The sequence below is a fragment of the Protofrankia sp. CiP1_Cm_nod1 genome, from assembly GCF_920888515.1.
GTDB lineage: Bacteria > Actinomycetota > Actinomycetes > Frankiales > Frankiaceae > Protofrankia.
This window is the reverse complement of the sequence record NZ_CAKKTM010000204.1, coordinates 1-18,950: the sequence shown is the minus strand read 5'-3', so window position 1 is coordinate 18,950 and position 18,950 is coordinate 1. Positions and strand designations below refer to the sequence as shown.

Below are 18,950 nucleotides of genomic sequence, written 5' to 3'. Positions count from 1 at the left end.
AAGCATAAAGTTCTCTATACTTAAGATGATCATAATCGTAAGCATAACAAAGTATATAGTCACAAACGCCAGCCAGATACTGGGCCGTCGCCGCAGTGGTTTTACGGAACGTCACCAGCGACACCATGTTCTCGCTGCCGAAAACTTCGTCCAGTAGGCAGCGGACGAGGTGGACGTTTTCGTCGCCGATCTGGACGAAGATGCTGCCGGAGTCGGTGAGCAGGTCGCGGGCGACCGTCAGGCGGTCGCGCAGGTACGACAGGTAGGAGTGGATGCCCAACTCCCAGGTGTCGCGGAACGCCTTGATCTGCTCGACCTCGCGGGTGGCGTCCTCGAGCTTGCCATCCTTGACATCCCGTTTGCGGGTGGAGACCTGCCAGTTCGAGCCGAACTTGATGCCGTAGGGCGGGTCAAAAAAGATCATCTGGACCTTGCCGCGGAGGTCCTCGCGTTCGGCGAGTGACCCCATGACCTCGAGGGAGTCCCCGAGGATCATCCGGTTGGACCAGTTCGCCGCGTGCCGGTAGTAGTCGACCGCGTCGAAGTCGTCCAGGCCGTCGAAGTCGGCGAACAGGTCGAGCTCATCCTGCTGGGCGCCCCGGGCGGATGCCTTGCGGACCTCCTCGACCAGCACCAGCGGGTCGATCTTCTCCTGGATGTAGACGGGTGGGGCGGTCACCGCGAGGTCGACCGAGTCCTGCGCGTCCTTGCCCTTCCAGACCAACTGCGGGTCGAGCGACGGATCCCGCTGGTACACGACGGTGACCGGCTGCTCGACCTCGTCGGGGATGAAGTCGTGCGCGTCCGCGGTGGGGATGTTGACCCGCTTGTCGTCGTGGCGGATCGACGTCACTGGCACCGGGCCCGCCTGCGCGGGCGCCTTTCTACGCGGCGGCATGCTTGTCTTCCCCTCTCCTGGAACCGGTCACACCGCCGGGAACGGTCATGTCGGCAGCCCGGTGATCGGTGCGTCCGCGTGGAGCAGGTCGATCGCCTCGTCGAGCTTCTCCCGGGTGGTCACCGGATCGGTGATCTCGATGTAGCCCCAGCGGCCGTACCCGCCGTGGTTGTTCACCGCGGCGCACCACAGGTTGCGGGCGGTGTCCGCCTTGCTGGAGGTCATCGCCCGCATCGTGGCATTGTGCGTCTTGAACGAGCCGGACACCTCCACGATCAGATGCCGGGGCACGTCGCCGTCCCGTCGGACCAGCCGCACCAGAAAGTCCGGCAGATAGCGGCGGGTCCGCGCGCCGTGCACGTAGGGGATGTCGAACTCCAGATGGTCGTTCTTCACGTAGGCCGCGACCTGCGGCAGGGACTCCAGCGTCTGGGCCATGATCTGCTCCCAGGTGTTGCCGTCGAAGCCGTCGAGCACGACATGGTTGACGTGGCACTTCCGCGGGTCGGTCCGCATCGTCCGCTTCGTGGTGAAGAAGTCGACGGCATCGGTCGAGCCCCACGGGTCGTACCGGCGGAAGATCGGGGTGGCCCGTTCCTCCCCGGGGCCGCTTTCCGGGGTGATCGCGTGCCAGATCTGCTCGGCCGCGATCTCCCGCAGCTCGGCGAGCGTGAGATGACCGACGCGCGCTCCCGGCGCGTAGGTCACGCACTCGTCCAGCCACTGCCGGGCGATCCGGACGAGATCCGGGAACAGCCAGCGCCGGGGCTGCCCGCCGGCGTCGTTGAAGAAGCGGTTGAGCATCGTGTGCGCGAGCCGGAAGGCGACCTCCTGCGGCCGTTTCCCGGCCAGCTCGCTGAGGTCGTGGACCTCCTTCTCGCCGACGACCCCACGGATCTCCGTCCAGCTCGCGATGTCGAACGGCACCTCGAAATGGTGCTCCCTGCCGAAGTCGGCGGTGAGCCGACCGTCGGGGATCTCGATCCGGTAGCCGTCGAGTTTCGGGAAGACGATCCGCGCGTCCGCCCGGTCCTCGACCGCCTTCACCTGCGTCTGCGGCCGGCGCGGCCGCGGGTCGGCGTTCTCCGGTGAGACCCGGATGAAGGAGAACGGCACGCCGTAGACCTCGGCGTATTCCGGCTCGAACATCCCGTCCTCGTTCACCGTGTACGAGCGTCGACGCAGGCCGCGCCCGACCACCTGCTCGCACAGCAGCTGCGACCCGAACGCGCGCACCCCGAGGATGTGCGTGACCGTGTTCGCGTCCCATCCTTCGGTGAGCATCGACACCGACACGACGCAGCGCACGCCTTCACCGAGCCGGCCCGCCTTGCCGACGGTGTTCATGACCTCGCGCAGGATGGTGGCGTCGTCCAGCTCCTCACCCGGCCGGCCGGTGCGGGCGGCGTGCTCGGCCCTGAACGCCTCGATCTCCGCGGCCGCGATCTTCTTGAAGTCCTCCTTCAGGCCCTCGCCGGACTCCAACTCGATGGAGTCGACCAGGATCGTGCGGGGACGCGCGAGCCAGCGCCCGTCCCCGACGTTCGAGAACAACGGCAGCGCCCCCGGCACCAGGGCGCTCACCCGGCCCATGGCCTGCTCGAAACCCGAGACGAAGTCGTAGACCAGCTTGGAGACGGTCGTGTTGTTGCAGACCACGATGAACACCGGCGGCGTCTCACCGCGGGCGGCCGCGTCGGAGGACTCCCAGCGGGCGAACGCCTTGGCGTAGTTGCCGTACAGGCTGCGCAGCGCCCCCTCCAGCGCGCCGGGCAGGCCCTGGCCGGCCAGCGTCGTGCCCTTCGGGAGCCGTTTCGGCAGCTCGGTGCCGACCTTCGACCACAGGTGCAGGTAGGCCACCTCGTCACCGATGGCGTCATCGTCCACCGGCACCCGTGGGATCTTGACAATGCCGGCTTCGATCGCGTCCATCAGGGAGAAGTCGCTGACGACCCAGGGGAACAGGTAGCCCTCCGGATAACCGGATCCCTTGAGGAAGAACGGTGTCGCGGACAGGTCGTACACCGTCTTGATACCGATCTTGCGGGCGATGTGGCGCAGCCCGGAGAACCACACCCCGGCCTCGGCGTTGCGGCTGTGCGCCTCCTTCTTCTCCTCTCCGGCCAGGTCGTCCTCGGTCGTGGCGTTCTCGCCGACCGCGGCCGCCCGGCCCCGGTAGCAGTGGTGCGCCTCGTCGTTGAGCACGATGATCTCGGAGGAGCGGGAGCTGGAGAACTCCCGCAGCACCCGGTTGACCATCTGGTCCGGGGTCTCGACGAACGGGTCGTCCGCCCCGCCCGCGGTCAGCAGAAGCTTGGTGTTGGCCGAGATCCCCCTGCCCTCCTTCGTCGCGCGCGGCAGGAAGGAGTGGAAGTTCGTGACGACGATCTCGGCCTGGCGCAGCGGGCCCCACAGATCTGCCGGGACGAGATCGCGCTGCTTGTAGTAGTTCTCCTCGTCCGCGGGGAGCAGCACCCGCAGCCGGTCCCTGATCGTGACGCCGGGTGTCACGATCAGAAAGCGTCGGGTGAAACGGGCGTCGTTCGGGCTCGCGACCTTGTTCAGGGTCTGCCAGGCGATCAGCATCGCCATCACGACCGTCTTGCCCGCGCCGGTCGCCATCTTGAACGCGACCCGCGGCAGCCCGTCATTGTGGTCGAGATTCTGCTCGGCCAGGGCGTTGCGGACCCACTCGTCGCCCTGCTTCGGCGCGGCCTCGGCGATGAAGACGGCCGTCTCGGCCGCCTCCCGCTGGCAGAACAGGACGCGGTTCTCCCGCTCCTCGTCCGACCAGTACTCCAGCAGACGGCGGGTCGTCGGGGTGACGTTCGGATAACGCCGCTGCCGCCAGATGGCGACCCGGTCCCGGATCTGGTCGACCTGCTCGTTACGACGGCGCCGTTCCGCCACGTCGAGGATGTCGAGCTCGGTCTGCACCGCCTTCCCCCGGCCCTTGCGAGGGGTGGGAACCGGGATCCACGACTCGCTGGGCCGCCGGACGGCGGCGAGCTCGTCGGTGATCAGGCCCTGCTCGTCGAACTGCCAGTGCCGTCTCGGCTCGGCGTACGGCGAGTTGATGATCGGATTTTCGATCACCGCACTCATGACGACGGTGTCACCTCCCCCCACTGGCCAGGCAGCGCCTGGCCTGCCCCCACTGGCCAGGCAGCGCCCGGCCGACACATGCCGGCCGACCACCCTGCCCCGGGTAACGACAGCATGGCCGGACGGACAACCAGCACAGCGTAGCGATCGGGCCCGACAGGTCCGCTATGCGGCCGGGCAGCGCATAGCGTTACATACCGGATACTGTCACGGCCCGCGAGCCGGTTCACCGCAAGCCGGGCTGCGGCGCGGAATTCATCGCCGTCCACCCACCAGTGAGGCGAGTTCGTCGAGACTCCCCTGCCCACCGGCTTCCGGGCTCGAGAGATCCCAATGATCCGACTGCGTCCCGCGATCGAGATCGAGATCGAGTAGATTTACAGATGCTTCAGATAGAAGCTACTATGATCATCGATGGCGGAACCGGTGACGCGGGAGGAAGCATGACGTCCCATCCGGCGGTTCTTGAGCTGAACAGCCCGGACGCCCCGACCCGACGGGCGTCGTCGGACCTCGCATCGGCCGTGGAACAGGCGATCGCGTCATCAGACTCCGGGTCGGTGGTGCTCGTCGTGGGCGGCGTACAGGTCGACGCGCCCGTGGCCGTGCTGCGCGCCCTGCTCCACACGGCTTATGAGCAGGCGGCCGGGCATCGCGTGCGGATCCTCTCCCCCGACTCCACCGGCGAACTGACTCCGAACCAGGCAGCGGCCTACCTGGGGATCTCACGCCCGTTGCTGCTGAAACTTCTCGACGACGGGACCATTCCGGCCCGGGCCCTTCCCGGCAGTCGCCACCGGCGGGTCGCAGTGGCCGATCTGGAGGAGTATGCGGCGCGAAAGACGAAACGGCGTCGAGCACTGGCCACCGCCATGAACGACATGATAGACGCCGACCTGTATCTCCCAGCCGACTGACAACATACCGGACCGCCGCCATGACCATCGCGCGCGTTTTTGCGACTGAGGAAGTCCATGCCTCCTGGTCAATGGGCTATGAATAACGCTCGTTATGTCATGCGTAACAGATTTTTTCCTTCGTGGTGGACATGCGGGGACAACCCCGCTCTCGCGCCTGGATGACGTCTCGCTAAACTGGTTGCAGTCGTTCCAACTATGGAGGTAGCCGGTGCGCGAGGTCGAGGTCAAGTATTCCGTGGCAGACCCGGAGGCGCTGCTCGTCGCCCTCAGGGCGCGGGGTATTCATGTTGGCAAACCGGCCTACCAGGATGACCAGGCATTTGCCCCGGTGGGCTGGTCCTTCGGGGACAGCAGGCTTGGAGTTTCGTTCCTGCGGCTTCGCACAGTGGACGGGCGCCACTGGCTCACGCTGAAGGAGCCGGGCGTCAATGCTCAGGACTGCTTGGAATACGAGACGGAGGTCGCGGACCGCCGGCAGATGCACGAGGCCATCCTGCGTATGGGGTACCGCGCGACCGTCCGCGTGGCGAAGACGCGGCGCACCGGCCAGCACGGCGACGTGTCGCTGTGCCTGGACGAGTTGGAAGGGGTCGGGACCTTCCTGGAACTCGAACGGATGGTGCCCGACGACGAGCCCGCCGCCCAGATCCAAGAGGAGCTGGCAGCCTTCGTCACGGCGCTGGGTGTCCCGGCCGCCCGCACGACCGAGACGTATGACTCCCTCGTGCGGGCGGCTCAGGAAGGAGCGGTGGTCCGGCTACCTTCCCGCCGGGAGAGCACCGAAGCTGCCAGTACGGCGGCCACCTCTTCGGCCGTCTGAGTCCCGATGTCGTGTACCACGACGGCGTAGCCGGCGGTTTGGAGTTCGGCGGCGACGGCCCGGTATGCCTCGGCCTCGGCTGCACCGGCTTCCGGGCCGCCGCGGTGGAAGCGGCTGTAGAGGCCGCGCCGGGCCACCCGCTCGCGGGAGCGGATGGGATCGCCGGTGAGGATGACGGTCAGGTCGGGCCGGTCGGCTTGCTCGGTTAGCGTCCATAGAAACTTGGCTGGTACACCGTCGAGGCGTTGCAACACGAGGGATGAAGCGACGTAGCGGTCGCAGACCACCACGGTGCCGCTGGCGAGGGCGGGACGGATCTCGGTTTCGAGGTGCTGGTAGCGGTCGGCGGCCACGAGGCAGGCCAGAGCCAGACCCTCGTAGTCGTCCGTGCCAAAACGCGTGAGGCTACCCAGGGGACTGGCCGTGGGTTCTTTGGTAGCCAGCACAGGCAGGCCCTGTCCCGCGAACTGCCGGGCCAGGGCCGCGGTGATCGTGCTCTTACCGATGCCGCTGGGGCCGTCGATGGCGACGAAAAAGCCCCTGTTCATCGGCGGATGCTGGAACGGGCGTGCTGCTCGCGGGATAGCTCGATGAGGGCGGCCCGTACCTCCTCCACATTGGCCTCCCCGAACTGAATATTCACCGAGAAGTTGAATTCATCGCGCCCCCGCATGGCTTCGTCGACGCCGCCTTTGGTGAGGTCCACGGCGGTGTAGGCCAGCAACTGTGACGGCTGGTAGCGGCCGGTGGCCAACAGCCGGCTCCACTCCGGTGTGCCCGGATACGGCCGGAACTCGAAGACGGAGGCCCGGAAGCTCCCCGGATGTGGATCGGCCACTTCCCACAGCTCCCTGACATGACGGACGGTGGCGGCCAACTCGTCGCGCGTCTCGGTGGGGAAGCCGAGGATGAAGTAGCCCTTCACCGAGATGCCGCGCTCGGTGAGGCGGCGGACCGCGGAGCGGGTCATGTCCGGCATGATGCGTTTGCCCATGTACCCGAGGAGCCGTTCGCTGCCGGACTCGACGCCCAGAGCCACCTCGCGCAGGCCGTTGGCTGCGAGCAGATCGAGCAAGGCGTCGTCGGCCCGGTGCAGAATGTTGATACGGCCGGTGGCGTCCCAGACATAGCGGCCACCGATGCCGTGGGCTGTGAAGGCGTCCATGCAGCGGCGGATGAATCGTTCGTAGCCCAGAAAGAGATCGTCGACGAAGCGGAAGGCGGTTACGCCGTAGGCCTCGTGCAGCGCCTCCATCTCGGCGATGATCCCCGCAGGTGTGCGGGTGCGGATGGTGATGTCGGGGTTGGCGCTGACGGCGGCGCCGCAGAAGGAGCAATCGTAGGGGCAGCCGCGGGCGCCGACCATGTTGGCCTCTATCCGGCCGTCCGGCGCCTCGTACGGGTCGTTCGCCAGGAAGCGGCGGTCGACGAAGGGCAGGCGGTCCACGTCGGGTGCCAGGTGGTGGCCCGCGCCTGGCCTGCCGCCGGTGACGGGCTGGTGCAGAATTGGGTCGAGCCACATGACACCGGGCAGGTCGGCCCGTGCGCGCCTGTCTCTCAGCAGCTCCGCCACCCGGGTCTCGCCCTCGCCGAGCACCAAAGCTTCGAGAGCCCCGAAGCGGGGGTCGGTGATGATGGTCTCGGGCATGGCTTTGGCCTGATGGCCGCCCACCATGACGTAGATGTCCCGGTCCAGACCGGAGGCGATCTCCGCGCTGATCTCGTACGTCGGTGCCAGCAGGTTGAAGCCGGCCCAGCGTGGACCGAGGCGGTTCACAAGCTGGCAGGTTTCCTTGACGCCAAGCCCGAGGGCTTCGGCGTCGACAATCCCGACGTTGAAGCCTTGCGCTGCCGCATACGTGGCGATGTAGGCCATGCCCAGAACCGGCAGGGTGAAATCATTGACCCGGGGCCGCAGACTATAGTCCCGCAGCGGGGCATTGACAAATACCGCGTCGAGCGGACGGCTCAGGTCGGCGCCCCGAACGGCGCCGTCATCCGATATCTCCATACTGCGATCCCCAAGCAAGGGTCAGAAGGGTGAGCGTAGAAAGGTGTTCGCTGGCTAGATGGCGCCACTGGGCGCCGAAAGCGCGCTCGTGGTGGAGCCAAAGGTGTGACGGGGCGGCCCGTCCCGCCCAGGTCCGCACCGCCAGATCGGCGTAGGGATACAGGCTCCAGTCATTTGTGTAGTCAGCGATCGCCGCGCCGGCCGTCCACGGGCCGATGCGCTGAACGCCTTGCAACTCGTCGACGAGGACGGGGAGGGAAAGACGGCTCCAGCCGACACCATGCTTCAGATATGCCGTGGCGGCAGCCCGCAAGGCAGCCCGTTTGAAGGCAAGGCCAAGTTCGGCGAACCGCTCATCCGTCAGAGCAAGGATGGTCTCCGGCGTAGGAAACAGCGCGTAAGCGTCACCATCCGGCAGCGGTACCTGCTCCCCGTGAGCCGCGCACAGCTCGCGGAAGAGCCTCTTGGACTGCCCCGCCCGGATGACCTGGCGCAGGATGGCAGTACCCAGCGCTTCCCACAGCGACGGGTTACGGAAGCGCCCCACCCGCCCAAGTCCGGACAGTTCCTTCGCCAACTGCGGCACCTCGGCGGCGGCACCGTCCGGCAGGCTGAAGACGTCTGCCGCCGGCTCGGTGTCGTCTCCACCGAGCGCGGTGAGGGTGAGGCTGTCGCCTTCCACCTCTGCCAGGACCGGGCCACCCGGCAATGCAAATACGCGGCGCGCCCCTTTTTCGGTGGGGAGCCAGGCGGGGTGTTCGGTCATCCAGCTATCTGCGACAAGCGGCATGAGTAAAACTCCGGGTTACGGTATGCGTGGGCGAAAAGTGGAACGCTAGTATCTCACAGCGTCACCCCGAGGCAGACTGGTGTCAAGGGCGCGCAGGCCGTCCAGGACTCGCCGTAATACCACTAGATCATCGAAAACCAGACCGGGATCGGTGCGGGCGACACTCGGCCGGCGGTATGGAAGAAGAGGTGTTGGCGCCTCAGCTTCAGCGGGTATCGGCGCCTCGATCTGGCACCAGGTGACTTTGCCCTGGCCGGTGGGCGACGGGTAATAGGCTGCAGCGAGGCTCAGGGCTTCCACGATGTGAAGGCCCCGACCACCCTCGCCATCGAGGCATTGATCTTGGAGTACGGGCAGTTGTGGACTGCGGTCCCAGACTTCGATGATGAGGCTTGCGGCGGCCCAGCTGAGGCGCATGGTCACGATGGATTTCGGATTACTGTCCAGCGCCTGGGTGGCCCGGACCGCATTCGTGATGAGCTCCGAAACCAAGAGACCGGCGGTGTCGATGAGATCCCCAAGTCCCCGGGTCTGGAGTAACTGGGCTACCTCATGTCGGGCCAGCGCCGGGGCCGTGGTGGTCGCGGCGAACTGATGGACGCTCGACCGCAGATGGGCGGCTGGCTGCGGAGCCACTGCGGACGGCAGGTTCATGCCGGCTGAACCGCCCAAGCGGCGTAGCTCGGCCGCAACCGCTTCCGTCCGCTCTTCGATGACCGCCTGCCCCACGGCCGTGGTGGGTAGCTCGTCTACGGCGCAAGCGAGGGCGACGCCAATGGCTTCCAGATGTCCCCACGCGGCCGCGAACCCAACGGCGATGCGGTGCAACGCCGCAGCGCCCGGCGGTCCCAGTGCGGAGTCCTGCCCTCCGGTGTTTGCGTCCACCGGCCCTCCCGTCCTGATATGAAGATCACCCGATGTGGACAACGCCCGGAACCGGGGAGCCGTACCTCGACCCGGCCCCGGGCGCCTGGGCTCAAGCGTGAACGAGCATCCCGGACCCCACCATGCCCAGGGATGTATGACGCCTATACGTGATGTTTCCAGGATTTGACCCGGGGTGACGGGCGTGTGTTTACACTGTTGCCGAGCGCGCCGGGACGGCCGCGAATGGGGACAGGTCGGGGAAAATATGAACGTCGCACCGGGCCGGTACTGCCGTTCCTGCGGGAGCCGACTGGCCCGCTACAACGCCACCGGATCCTGTGCGGCGTGCCAGCGCAAACGGCAGGAACTGCGTCTCCAAGCCCCGGTGGTGCCAGATCATTTCTGGCAGACGGACGAGCTGCGCGATGCCTTGGCCAGCTGGCATATCGGCCGGGTCGTCGCCGCCTACCGACGCAATCCGTGGCACGGCCGGGTGCTGTCCCAGGAGCTGGTCGGAGGATGGGTCGGTATCTCCCAGGTGCAGCTGTCCCGCATCGAGTCGGGCCCGCCGATCAAGGACCTGGACCGGCTTGTGATGTGGGCACGGACCCTGCGCATCCCGGGACGCTTCCTGTGGTTTCAGCTCCCCGAGCAGCGCAGCGAACCGGTCGAGTCCGCCCCGGCGGCGGCGGCCGTGCCCGTGGGGCCGGATCTGCCCGCCTTACTCGGAAGCCTGACATCTGGCCGGCTGCCCCTGGCCGCTGGCGAGAGACGCACACCCACCATCGGGATCTCGGCCTTCGACGGCATGACCAACGGCCAGAGTGCCGAGTTGCTGCTGAAGTTGTTCTTGCAGCTCGACGACGAACTAGGTGGTGACAGTCTGTATCTGCCCTTGTCTCGTTACGTCGCCCGGATGGCAGTGACCGTAGAGCAGGACTCGGGCGACGGGCTCGTGCCCTTCGGACAGTTGTCCCAGATGGCCGGCTGGCTGGCGCTCGACGCCGACCACCACGGGACGGCCCGCCGCTACTTCACCACCACGATCTACGTAGCGCACGAGGGCGACGAACCGGGCTTGGCCGCCAGCGCCCTAGCGTACATGAGCTTGCAGGAGACCTACCGGGGGCGGCGAGGGCCGGCACTGTCACTGGCGCAAACCGCGCTGGCCTCGGGGACCACGAACCTCACGCCGCTGACCAGGACGATGCTGGGCACCCGCCTGGCCCGTGCCCAAGCCGGGGTGGGTGACCAGGACGGCTGTCTGCGAAGCCTTGACACAGCCCGCGCCGACTTTGAGCGCGCCGGCCACCGCGATGAACCACTGTGGGTATCCTACGTCGACGAGGTGGAAGTAGCGGCCCAGGAGGGTGCCTGCTTCCTCGAACTGGGCTTGACGACCGAGGCCTCGACGGCGCTGACGGAAGCCATTGATCTGCTCACCCGACGGGCGCCCTACCGGGTGCGGGACCGGGTGCACTACCTGTCCCGGCTGGCCAAGTGCCAGTTGCTGGCTGGCAACGTCGAGCAGGCCTGCCAGACAGCCGGCAACGCCCTGGAGGTGAGCGAAGCCATCGGATCCACCCGGGTGGCCCTGCGCCTGAAAGAGTTTGCAGACGGCTTGGCGCCGTTCGGCGCAGTGCCCGCGGCCCGGGACTTCGCAGAGCGGTTCCGCCTGGCGACGACCTGACCCAGCGGCTTTAACCAACGAGGCCGAAGACAGCCGCCCGTAGGGCGCGGGGCCGGGTGAGATCTGGCAGGACAGCATCAGCCCCGGAAGCCTCAAGATCCACCGCGGTACTACCGCCGGTGGCAACTCCCACCGCCCGCACGCCAGCATCGTGGGCGCCTTTCACGTCGTGCGGCGTGTCACCGATGACGACGGTCCGGTTCGGTGGGAAGGTCACGCCGTACTTGGCCTCGGCCCGCCTGACCGCGAGCCGTACCAGTACGGTTCGGTCGCTGTCGTCATCCCCGAAGCCGCCAACTTCCAGGTCAATGTGGTCTTCCAGGTCGAAGACGTGAAGTTTGGTGGCCGCGATGGAGCGGATGTTGCCGGTCACCACGGACTGCACCGTGTCCTTGGCCACCAGACTCGCGACAGCCTCCTTCGCACCGGGCAGGCGACGGCCGGACTCCCTCATCCGGCCTTCGAGCTGGCGGGCGGCCTGACCAAGAGCCTCGTAGAAGGCGTCAAAGGTCGGCTCGTCGTCCGGCACGCCGTTGAGCCGGAGCGTGTCCAGCAGAATCGCGCGCTCGGTGCGGCCGGTCATGTCGGCCAGCTCCCGCAGGGGACGGCCGGTCACGAACTGGAAGGCGCGGGCGTAGATCTCCCGGCTGACCGGGCCAATGGTGACGAGGGTGCGGTCTATGTCCCACAGGATGAGGGCGGGTACGGTCACTTCACCATGATCTCACAGCCGACCCGTATGTGAATCGACTGGTTTTCCACTTGGACCTCGACGTTCGGTGCGGCCCCGAGAACCAGAGCGGCCCCCTATTGTGAACAGCACGATCCGGTTCTACGCGGACGAGAGCGCACGCGGCGTCGGCCGGAAGCCGGAAGCCGCCAGGCGTGATGTCGTTTATCCGGGACACAGGTTCGTGCCGGAATTCCCCCTGCCGAAGAAGGCCGCCCGGTTCATGGCGGAGGTACGGCCGCGGGCCCGTTTCCTGGGTCAGGCGCCGTGGGCGCCGGTCGTGGCGAAGCCGCCGAAGGCGAAGCCGGTGAAGGCGCCGACGGCCGACAACGTAACCAGGTGGGCGCTCCGCGCCACCGGCCGCATCGCTGACCATGGGAACTGGCGGGCAGCGCGCGCCTCCGAGGAGCGAGCTCCTGGTGGAGGCCTTGCTAACCGGAGTACCGTGCCGGTACGGTGTCGGATGCGACATATGATGATCTCGGAGGAAGGGGCACAATGGACGACCGCGTTCCCGTGTGTCCCGTTCCGGTTACCCTCGACGGCGTGTACAGGGGCGTGAGGATTCGGCGGATGAGCTTCTTCCGTCGGCGTCATGTCGACTTCGGTGTCGTTGTGACCGCTTCCTGTCCGGGTCCGGGCGGATCGTTCAACCGGGCATCCCGCGAAATCTCGGGCCGCCACAGGCCGAGCAGCCGGTAGTCGTTTCCGAACAGATCAGGGACGACGAGTCAGGGACTCTGACACCAGCCACCCGGACGCTGGCCACCCGGTACCATCCGCTCCCGTATCACCAGTCATTTCCAGAAATTGACCCGCATCCTCCGCGACGGAAGCTCTCCTGCCCCGCCTTCCGTACCGACCGATGAATCGTCACGGCCCGGTCACGTCCGTGCCAGTCGTGGCCCAGCGCCGGTCATGTTCTCGATGTTCGCCTCGACATCTCACAAACAAACGCCGAGGCGTCCACATCAGGAATGTCACGGCGGCACGTCGTCCATGCTGACACTTCATCCGTGTCGACACGGCATCCACGTCGGCATGGCATCCACGTCAACACAACAACAGGCGCACAATTATATGACACACCACAAAAGAATCCGGTCATCACAAGATTCAGCGGACGCAGCCCGTGGCCCGCCGTACCCGTATATGAATGGAACACGGTGCAGAACGTCTTATCCGCTGTCAGCCGTCGGCGCCGCCACCGGCGCGGTCGACGCCCCGTTCTCGCCGCCGTCGTAGTAGCGGCGGTCGCGCTGACCGCCGCCGCCTGCGGCAGCGACGACACGGTGTCCTCGGACCCCTCCGCCGCCAGCGGTGTGCTGAGCTGGTCGATACCGCCACTGTCGACCTGGGATCCCGTCGCCTCCAACTCCGGTATCGACGTCACCCCGCTGAGCCTCGCCTACGCCTCCCTGACACGGCTGGCGCCCGACGGTGATGCCGGGCCAGGGCTTGCGAGCGTGGAAGTTCTCCCCTGACGGACTCACGCTCACCTTCACCCTCCGCCCCGGCCAGACGTTCTCCGACGGCGCACCGGTCGACGCCACGGCGATCAGACAGAACGTGGAACGGGGCAAGAACCAGACGGGCTCGCAGGTCGCGCCGTCCCTCGCCGCGATCGCCTCGGTGGACGCGGCCACCCCGACCGAGGCCGTCTTCCACCTCAGCCGCCAGGACTACGCACTGCCCCTCGTCCTCGGCGGGCGCAGCGGCATGATCGTCAGTCCCCGGGCGCTGGCCGGTGACGTGAAGGCGCTGGCCACGAAGCCCGTGGGCGCCGGTCCGTTCTCCCTCACCAGCTACGTGCCGGACGGCCAGGCCGAGCTGACGCGCAACCCCGCCTACTGGGACGCGGCGAACATCCACCTCGCCGGGGTGACCCTGAAGTTCCTCTCCGACCCGGCCACCATCGCGGCGGCGCTGCAGAGCGACGAGATACAGCTGGCCAACTACATCTCCCCACCGCAGGCCAAGGCGCTGACCGCGGCGGGCCTCCAGGTGGAGGAGTTCCGCAGCCTGCAGATCTCCAACCTCGCCATCAACCGGACGATCAAGCCGTTCGACAATCCGAAGATTGTCGAAGCGCTGAACCACGCCGTCAACCGGCAGGAACTGCTGGACAAGCTCAACGCCGGCCACGGCGAGGTGGTCTACCAGCCCTTCCCGCGTGGCTACGTCGGCTACAACCCGTCACTTGAGAACCTCTATACTCACGATCCGGCGAAGGCCAAGGCGCTGCTGACCGAGGCGGGATACGACGGCACGCCGGTCGTCATCAGCTACTTCACCAGCCCGGGCGGGGTGGACCGCGAGGTGGAGGCCCAGCTGTTGCAGGCCCAGTTCGAGGCGATCGGGCTGACGGTCAAACTGGAGAAGATCCCGTTCGGGCAGGTCGCCGAACGCTTCTACGTCAAGCGCGAGGTCGGCCTGCTGCTGAGCGGGACCTTCGGCCGCGAAGCCCCGGCCCAGCAGCTCGCGACCACCGCCACGCAGTACAGCAGCTACGACCCGGCGGCACTCACCGAGGCGCTGAAGAACGTCGCCCGGTTCCCGATCGACGACCCGGGCTACGCCCCCGCCCTGCAGGAGGCCACAAAGATAGCCGCTACCAAGGGCTCGGATGTCCTGGTGTTCTCCCAGCCCTGGCTGCTCGCCCATTCGAAGAAGCTGACGGGCCTGGTCGGGTATCTCACCTCACCGCGGCTCGAAGGCGTCCGGCTGGCCGGGTAGGCGGACCCGCTATCCCATGACCGAGATCACACTCGGCCCGCGGGGCCGGCGGGCGGGAGCGACCAGGGTCGTCCTGCCCGCCGTCCGCCGCGTGGCGGCGTTGCTGGCCACGGCGGTAATCGTGGCGCTGATCAGCAGCCTGGTCATCTTCGCCCTGACCTTCCTGTCGCCCAGCGACCCGGCCGCGCAGAAGCTCGGCCAGAACGCGACCCCGGAGCAGGTCGCCGAGCTGCGGCACCTGTGGGGGCTCGACCGCCCCTTCGTCACCCAGTACCTCAGCTGGCTGGGCGACGCCGTCAGCGGGGATCTCGGCAGGTCGTACTTCTCCGACATCCCGGTCGCCCACAGCCTGGGGCAGCGGCTCGCGGCCGACCTGTCGATCGTGAGCGTCGCCGTGGTGCTGGCCGTGCTGTTCGGCGCCGCGGCCGGTATCGCGGCGGCGGTGTGGCGGGGAAGCGTCGTCGACCGGCTGGTGACGGCGGTGTCCTCGCTCGCGCTCACCGTCCCGGTGTTCCTGGTCGGGGTCGTGCTGGTCGTCCTGTTCGCGGTGACCTGGCGATGGCTGCCGGCGAGCGGGTACGTGCCGATCGCGAAGGATCCCCTCGACTGGCTCCGCCATGTGATCATGCCGGGATTCACGCTCAGCCTGCTGCCCGGCGCCGTCGTGGCCCGGCAGCTGCGCACCTCCCTGGTGAGCTCGCTCGGGGAGAACTACGTCGTCGGAGCGAGGCTGCGCGGGCTGTCCCCGGCTCGGATTCTGTTCGGCCACACGCTGCGCAACGCCGCCGGGCCCGCCCTGGCCACGCTCGGCCTCGAGCTGCCCGACCTGCTCGGCGGGGCCGTCGTCGTGGAGACGGTGTTCGGCCTGCCGGGGATCGGACGATACGCGTTGCAGTGCGCCACCAGCCATGACGTGCCAGTCATTTAGGGAGTGCTGCTGGTGACGGTCGCGTTCGTCCTGATCTCCAACATCACCGTCGACACGCTGCTGTCCCGGCTGCGGCCGGCCACCAGGGAGGAGCACCGATGAGACACGCCCTGCGGGCCGTCTTCTCCTCGCTGCCCACCCGGGCGGCGGGCCTGTTCATCATCGTGATTCTCACGGTCGCGGTGACCGGTGAGACGCTGGCCCCCCACGACCCCCTGGCCCAGGACCTCGACTCGGCCCTGGCCGCTCCCGGCGGAAGCCACTGGCTGGGAACCGACTACCTGGGACGGGACACCCTCAGCCGGCTCGTCGCTGGCACCCGCGAGACGATCTTAAGCGCCGTGGCGATGACGGCCCTCGGCGCCCTGCTCGGCGTGCTGCCGGGCATCGCCTCCGCACTGCTCGGCCGCTGGTCCGCGTTCGCCGCCCTGCGGACGGTCGACGCGCTGCTCACACTGCCCACCGTGATCTTCGCGGTCGCGGTCGGCGGGCTGTTCTCGAACGGCCCGGCCGCCCTGGTCATCGCGATCGGGTTCCTGATGGCGCCACGCTTCTTCCGCATCGTCCGGGCCGAGGCGCTCGGTTTCAGCCGCACCCAGTACGTCGAGTCGGCCGCCCTGCTGGGCGCCTCTCGATGGTGGATCATCCGCCGGCATGTCGGGCGCAAGGTCCTGCCGACGATCGCTGTCACCACCTCGATCACGCTGGGCGGCGCGGTGTTCACCAGATCGAGCCTGAACTTCATCGGCCTGGGCAGCCAGCCTCCCGCGCCGACCTGGGGCGGCATGCTCGCGGTGACAACCAGCCATCTGTGGGAGGACCCGCTCGCGCCGCTGTGGCCCGGGCTGATCATCGTCCTGACGATCTGGTCGTTCCACACCCTCGCGGACGGGCTGCGCGAAGGCCTCGACGTCAGAGCCCCGAGGCATTCGCGTCGGGGCTTGTCCCGCGCCACCTCACCATCTCCCGTCACCTCGCCCGACCTGTCTGAGCAGGCCACGGCTGGGCCGGGGAGCCCGGCCGCCACGGACACACCGGGCATGGGCACAGCCGACCGTACGAGTAGCGGGACCCCCCCGAATGTTCCCGACGACCCGGTGCGCCGGGAAGGCTCCGGTGCCCCGCTGCTGCGGGTGACGGATCTGTGGGTGACCGCGCCCAGCCACACGGCCACTGGCCACCGGGGCGACGTGGTACGCGCGGTCGGCTTCACTCTCGGCCGTGGTGAGGCTCTCGGGCTCGTCGGCGAGTCCGGCAGTGGGAAGACCCTCACCTGCCGCGCGCTGCTCGGCGCCCTGCCGGAAGGCTGCGTCGTCAGCGGCGGAACGATCGTCTTCGACGGCCAGGACGTGACCGCGCTGACCGAGAAGCAGTGGCGCCCGCTGCGTGGCGCCCGGATCGGGACGGTGTTCCAGGATCCGGCGTCCTACCTCAATCCGTCGCTCACCGTCGGCCGGCAGCTCACCGAGGCCCTGCGCCGCCAGGGTGGGCTGGGCCGGCAGGCGGCCCGGCAGCGGGCCCTCGAGCTGCTCTCCGCGGTGGAGATCCGGGATCCGGCGAAGGTCGCCCGGCAGATCCCCAGCCGGCTCTCCGGCGGGATGCAGCAACGGGTCATGCTCGCCGTCGCCGTCTCGTGCGAGCCGGACCTGCTCGTCGCCGACGAGCCGACCACGGCACTCGACGTGCGTACCCAGGCCGAGGTGCTGGCGTTGCTGGCGGCCCTGCGGACACGGCTGAACATGTCCCTGCTGTTCGTCACGCACGACCTCGACATCGTGGCGGGCGTGTGCGACCGGATCGCCGTGTTCCACCGTGGCCGCATCGTCGAGACCGGCCCGGCCGACGAGATCGTCCACCGGCCTTCCCACCCCTACACCCGTTCCCTGGTCGCGGCGGTCTCGGCAGGCGCTGTGCCGGCCGCCTCCCCCGGGTCCGCTCAGGAGGCTCCGATTGTCCGGGTCTGAGCTCGTGCCCGCCGCCCGCAAGCACTCCGACGCGGCCGGCGAACCGATCACCGCCCAGCTGCCGGCCGACGCCGGCCCAGCGGCCAGCACCGGACCGTCCCACGACCTGTCTCCCGCGGACGACGAGCCGTTGCTGCGGGTGGCTGGCCTGCGGGCCGGTTTCCACGGCCCGGACGGGATCACCCACACCGTCCTCGACGGCGTCGCCCTCACGATCTCCCCCGGCGAGATCGTCGGGCTGATCGGGGAGACGGGATCGGGCAAGACGACCCTGGGCCGGGCCGTCGTCGGCCTCGTGCGCCCCACCGCCGGCACGATCCGGTTCGAGGGTACGCAGATCCAGGGCCTGCGCGGCCGGCACCGGCGGGCGCTGCGCCGCCGTGGCCGGATCCAGTTCATCTTCCAGGACCCGCTGCGCTCGCTCGACCCCGACCAGCGGGTCGTCGACATCGTCACGGAAGGGCTCGCGATCCGCCGGGAGCTCGATCCCGCGGGACGCCGTCAGCGCGCCGCCGAGGCCCTCGTCGCCGTCGGCCTCGGCCCGGAGTTCCTCGACCGTCTGCCCGGCGAGATCTCCGGCGGCCAGCGCCAGCGGGTCGCGATCGCCCGCGGGATCGTCACCCACCCCCGGCTGCTGATCTGCGACGAACCGGTCAGCGCCCTGGACGCCGCGAACCGCACGCACATCCTGCGGCTGCTCGCGCGGCTGCGCGACGACCAGGCGATAGCCATGCTGATCATCTCGCACGACCTCGCGAGCATGGCGGACGTCGCGGACCGGGTCGCGGTCCTCCACAACGGCCGGATCGTCGAGGAGGGGCCGACCGCGCGGGTGTTCACGGCACCCGAGCACTCCTACACCCAGTTACTCCTCGCGTCGAGCCCGCTGCCGGCCCCCGGCCCCGGTCCCGAGCGTTACGGCCGTGACCACGGCCCGGCCCCGGCCCTCTCGGAGCCCGGGAGCACCGTCACAGGCTGAAACCGGCATCCCCGGGAGCGGCCAAGAAGAAGCATCCGAGAAGGAGTGGACGACCATGACAGCAGACCGCAGGCTGAAGCTGGGCGCGTTGCTGCACGGGCTCGGCAGCGCGGTCGCGGGCTGGCGCCATCCCGACGTGCCCGCGGACGGCTCCGTTGACTTCGAACTCTACCAGCAGTGGATCCGTACGGCTGAGAAGGGGCGGTTCGACCTGCTCTTCATCACCGACACCCTGCACATCAACGCCAACTCGACCCCGCAGTACCTGACCCAGTTCGAACCGATCGCGCTGCTGGGCGCACTCGCGGCAGTCAGCAGCAACATCGGCCTGGTCGGGACGGTGTCGACCACCTACAGCGAGCCCTACACCATCGCCCGGCAACTCGCGACGATCGACCACATCAGCGGATACGGCCCGCCGTCACGGCGGGCCGTACTGCCGTCTGGTCAGTATCTGTTGTCTGGCAAGTATCTGTATCTGTTGTCCGGGTCCGCCAGCACCTGTTCCGCCG

The 18,950-nt window shown here is 68.1% G+C and carries 16 protein-coding genes; 9 read left to right on the top strand and 7 right to left on the bottom strand.

All coding sequences use genetic code 11. The annotated features are described in order from the left end of the window. Together NBX02_RS09300 and NBX02_RS09295 are read right to left on the bottom strand one after the other, a co-directional pair. Positions 1–898: DNA methyltransferase (locus NBX02_RS09300; protein ID WP_250290925.1), on the bottom strand; the 898-nt coding region annotated here is incomplete at its 3' end. Positions 899–943: 45 nt separating this feature from the next. Next, positions 944–4,003, bottom strand: coding sequence for a BPTD_3080 family restriction endonuclease (locus tag NBX02_RS09295; protein ID WP_250290923.1), 3,060 nt, complete (start codon positions 4,001–4,003; stop codon positions 944–946). A gap of 443 nt (positions 4,004–4,446) precedes the next feature. Between NBX02_RS09295 and NBX02_RS09290 the strand changes: the two genes are divergently transcribed. Both NBX02_RS09290 and cyaB read left to right on the top strand, forming a co-directional pair. Then, positions 4,447–4,920, top strand: a complete 474-nt coding sequence (locus NBX02_RS09290) for a helix-turn-helix domain-containing protein (RefSeq protein ID WP_052914604.1) — start codon at positions 4,447–4,449, stop codon at positions 4,918–4,920. A gap of 211 nt (positions 4,921–5,131) precedes the next feature. Continuing rightward, complete coding sequence (gene cyaB / locus NBX02_RS09285) at positions 5,132–5,743, top strand: class IV adenylate cyclase (RefSeq protein WP_076843543.1); 612 nt, start codon at positions 5,132–5,134, stop codon at positions 5,741–5,743. Here the strand turns inward: cyaB and tmk are convergent. From tmk to NBX02_RS09265, 4 genes are read right to left on the bottom strand one after another with little or no spacing between them, the layout of a single operon-like run. After that, positions 5,659–6,291, bottom strand: a complete 633-nt coding sequence (gene tmk / locus NBX02_RS09280) for a dTMP kinase (RefSeq protein ID WP_250284255.1) — start codon at positions 6,289–6,291, stop codon at positions 5,659–5,661. The two genes, cyaB and tmk, sit on opposite strands and share 85 nt — an antisense overlap. Next, positions 6,288–7,754, bottom strand: a complete 1,467-nt coding sequence (locus NBX02_RS09275) for a B12-binding domain-containing radical SAM protein (protein ID WP_047223159.1) — start codon at positions 7,752–7,754, stop codon at positions 6,288–6,290. The genes tmk and NBX02_RS09275 overlap by 4 nt, the downstream gene beginning before the upstream one ends. Next, on the bottom strand, positions 7,738–8,544 hold the full coding sequence (locus NBX02_RS09270; protein WP_217699289.1) for a hypothetical protein: 807 nt from the start codon (positions 8,542–8,544) through the stop codon (positions 7,738–7,740). The genes NBX02_RS09275 and NBX02_RS09270 overlap by 17 nt, the downstream gene beginning before the upstream one ends. 45 nt (positions 8,545–8,589) lie before the next feature. Continuing rightward, positions 8,590–9,429, bottom strand: a complete 840-nt coding sequence (locus NBX02_RS09265) for an ATP-binding protein (RefSeq protein WP_250284252.1) — start codon at positions 9,427–9,429, stop codon at positions 8,590–8,592. A gap of 247 nt (positions 9,430–9,676) precedes the next feature. Between NBX02_RS09265 and NBX02_RS09260 the strand changes: the two genes are divergently transcribed. Continuing rightward, a complete protein-coding gene (locus NBX02_RS09260) occupies positions 9,677–11,101 on the top strand; it encodes a helix-turn-helix domain-containing protein (protein ID WP_047223158.1) in 1,425 nt (474 codons plus the stop codon). Between the two features lie 10 nt (positions 11,102–11,111). Here the strand turns inward: NBX02_RS09260 and NBX02_RS09255 are convergent, their stop codons facing one another. Next, a complete protein-coding gene (locus NBX02_RS09255; protein WP_250284249.1) occupies positions 11,112–11,813 on the bottom strand; it encodes a haloacid dehalogenase-like hydrolase in 702 nt (233 codons plus the stop codon). A gap of 1,184 nt (positions 11,814–12,997) precedes the next feature. Between NBX02_RS09255 and NBX02_RS09250 the strand changes: the two genes are divergently transcribed. From NBX02_RS09250 to NBX02_RS09225, 6 genes are all read left to right on the top strand, one after another. After that, positions 12,998–13,315 (top strand): hypothetical protein, encoded by a 318-nt coding sequence (locus NBX02_RS09250; protein ID WP_250284246.1) that lies wholly within the window; start codon positions 12,998–13,000, stop codon positions 13,313–13,315. Then, positions 13,290–14,567 carry an ABC transporter substrate-binding protein gene (locus NBX02_RS09245; protein WP_250284244.1) on the top strand — a complete coding sequence of 426 codons (1,278 nt, stop codon included), beginning with the start codon at positions 13,290–13,292 and terminating at the stop codon, positions 14,565–14,567. The genes NBX02_RS09250 and NBX02_RS09245 overlap by 26 nt, the downstream gene beginning before the upstream one ends. Positions 14,568–14,583: 16 nt before the next feature. Continuing rightward, entirely contained in the window at positions 14,584–15,495 is a 912-nt protein-coding gene (locus NBX02_RS09240) for an ABC transporter permease (protein WP_250284243.1), read from the top strand. 98 nt (positions 15,496–15,593) lie between these two features. Beyond that, complete coding sequence (locus NBX02_RS09235; RefSeq protein WP_250284241.1) at positions 15,594–17,459, top strand: ATP-binding cassette domain-containing protein; 1,866 nt, start codon at positions 15,594–15,596, stop codon at positions 17,457–17,459. Continuing rightward, positions 17,446–18,438: an ATP-binding cassette domain-containing protein gene (locus NBX02_RS09230; protein ID WP_250284238.1), complete on the top strand. Its 993-nt coding sequence runs from the start codon at positions 17,446–17,448 to the stop codon at positions 18,436–18,438. Before NBX02_RS09235 ends, NBX02_RS09230 begins: the two co-directional genes overlap by 14 nt. A gap of 55 nt (positions 18,439–18,493) precedes the next feature. Beyond that, on the top strand, positions 18,494–18,950 hold a 457-nt coding region (locus tag NBX02_RS09225; protein ID WP_250290921.1), incomplete at its 3' end, for an LLM class flavin-dependent oxidoreductase.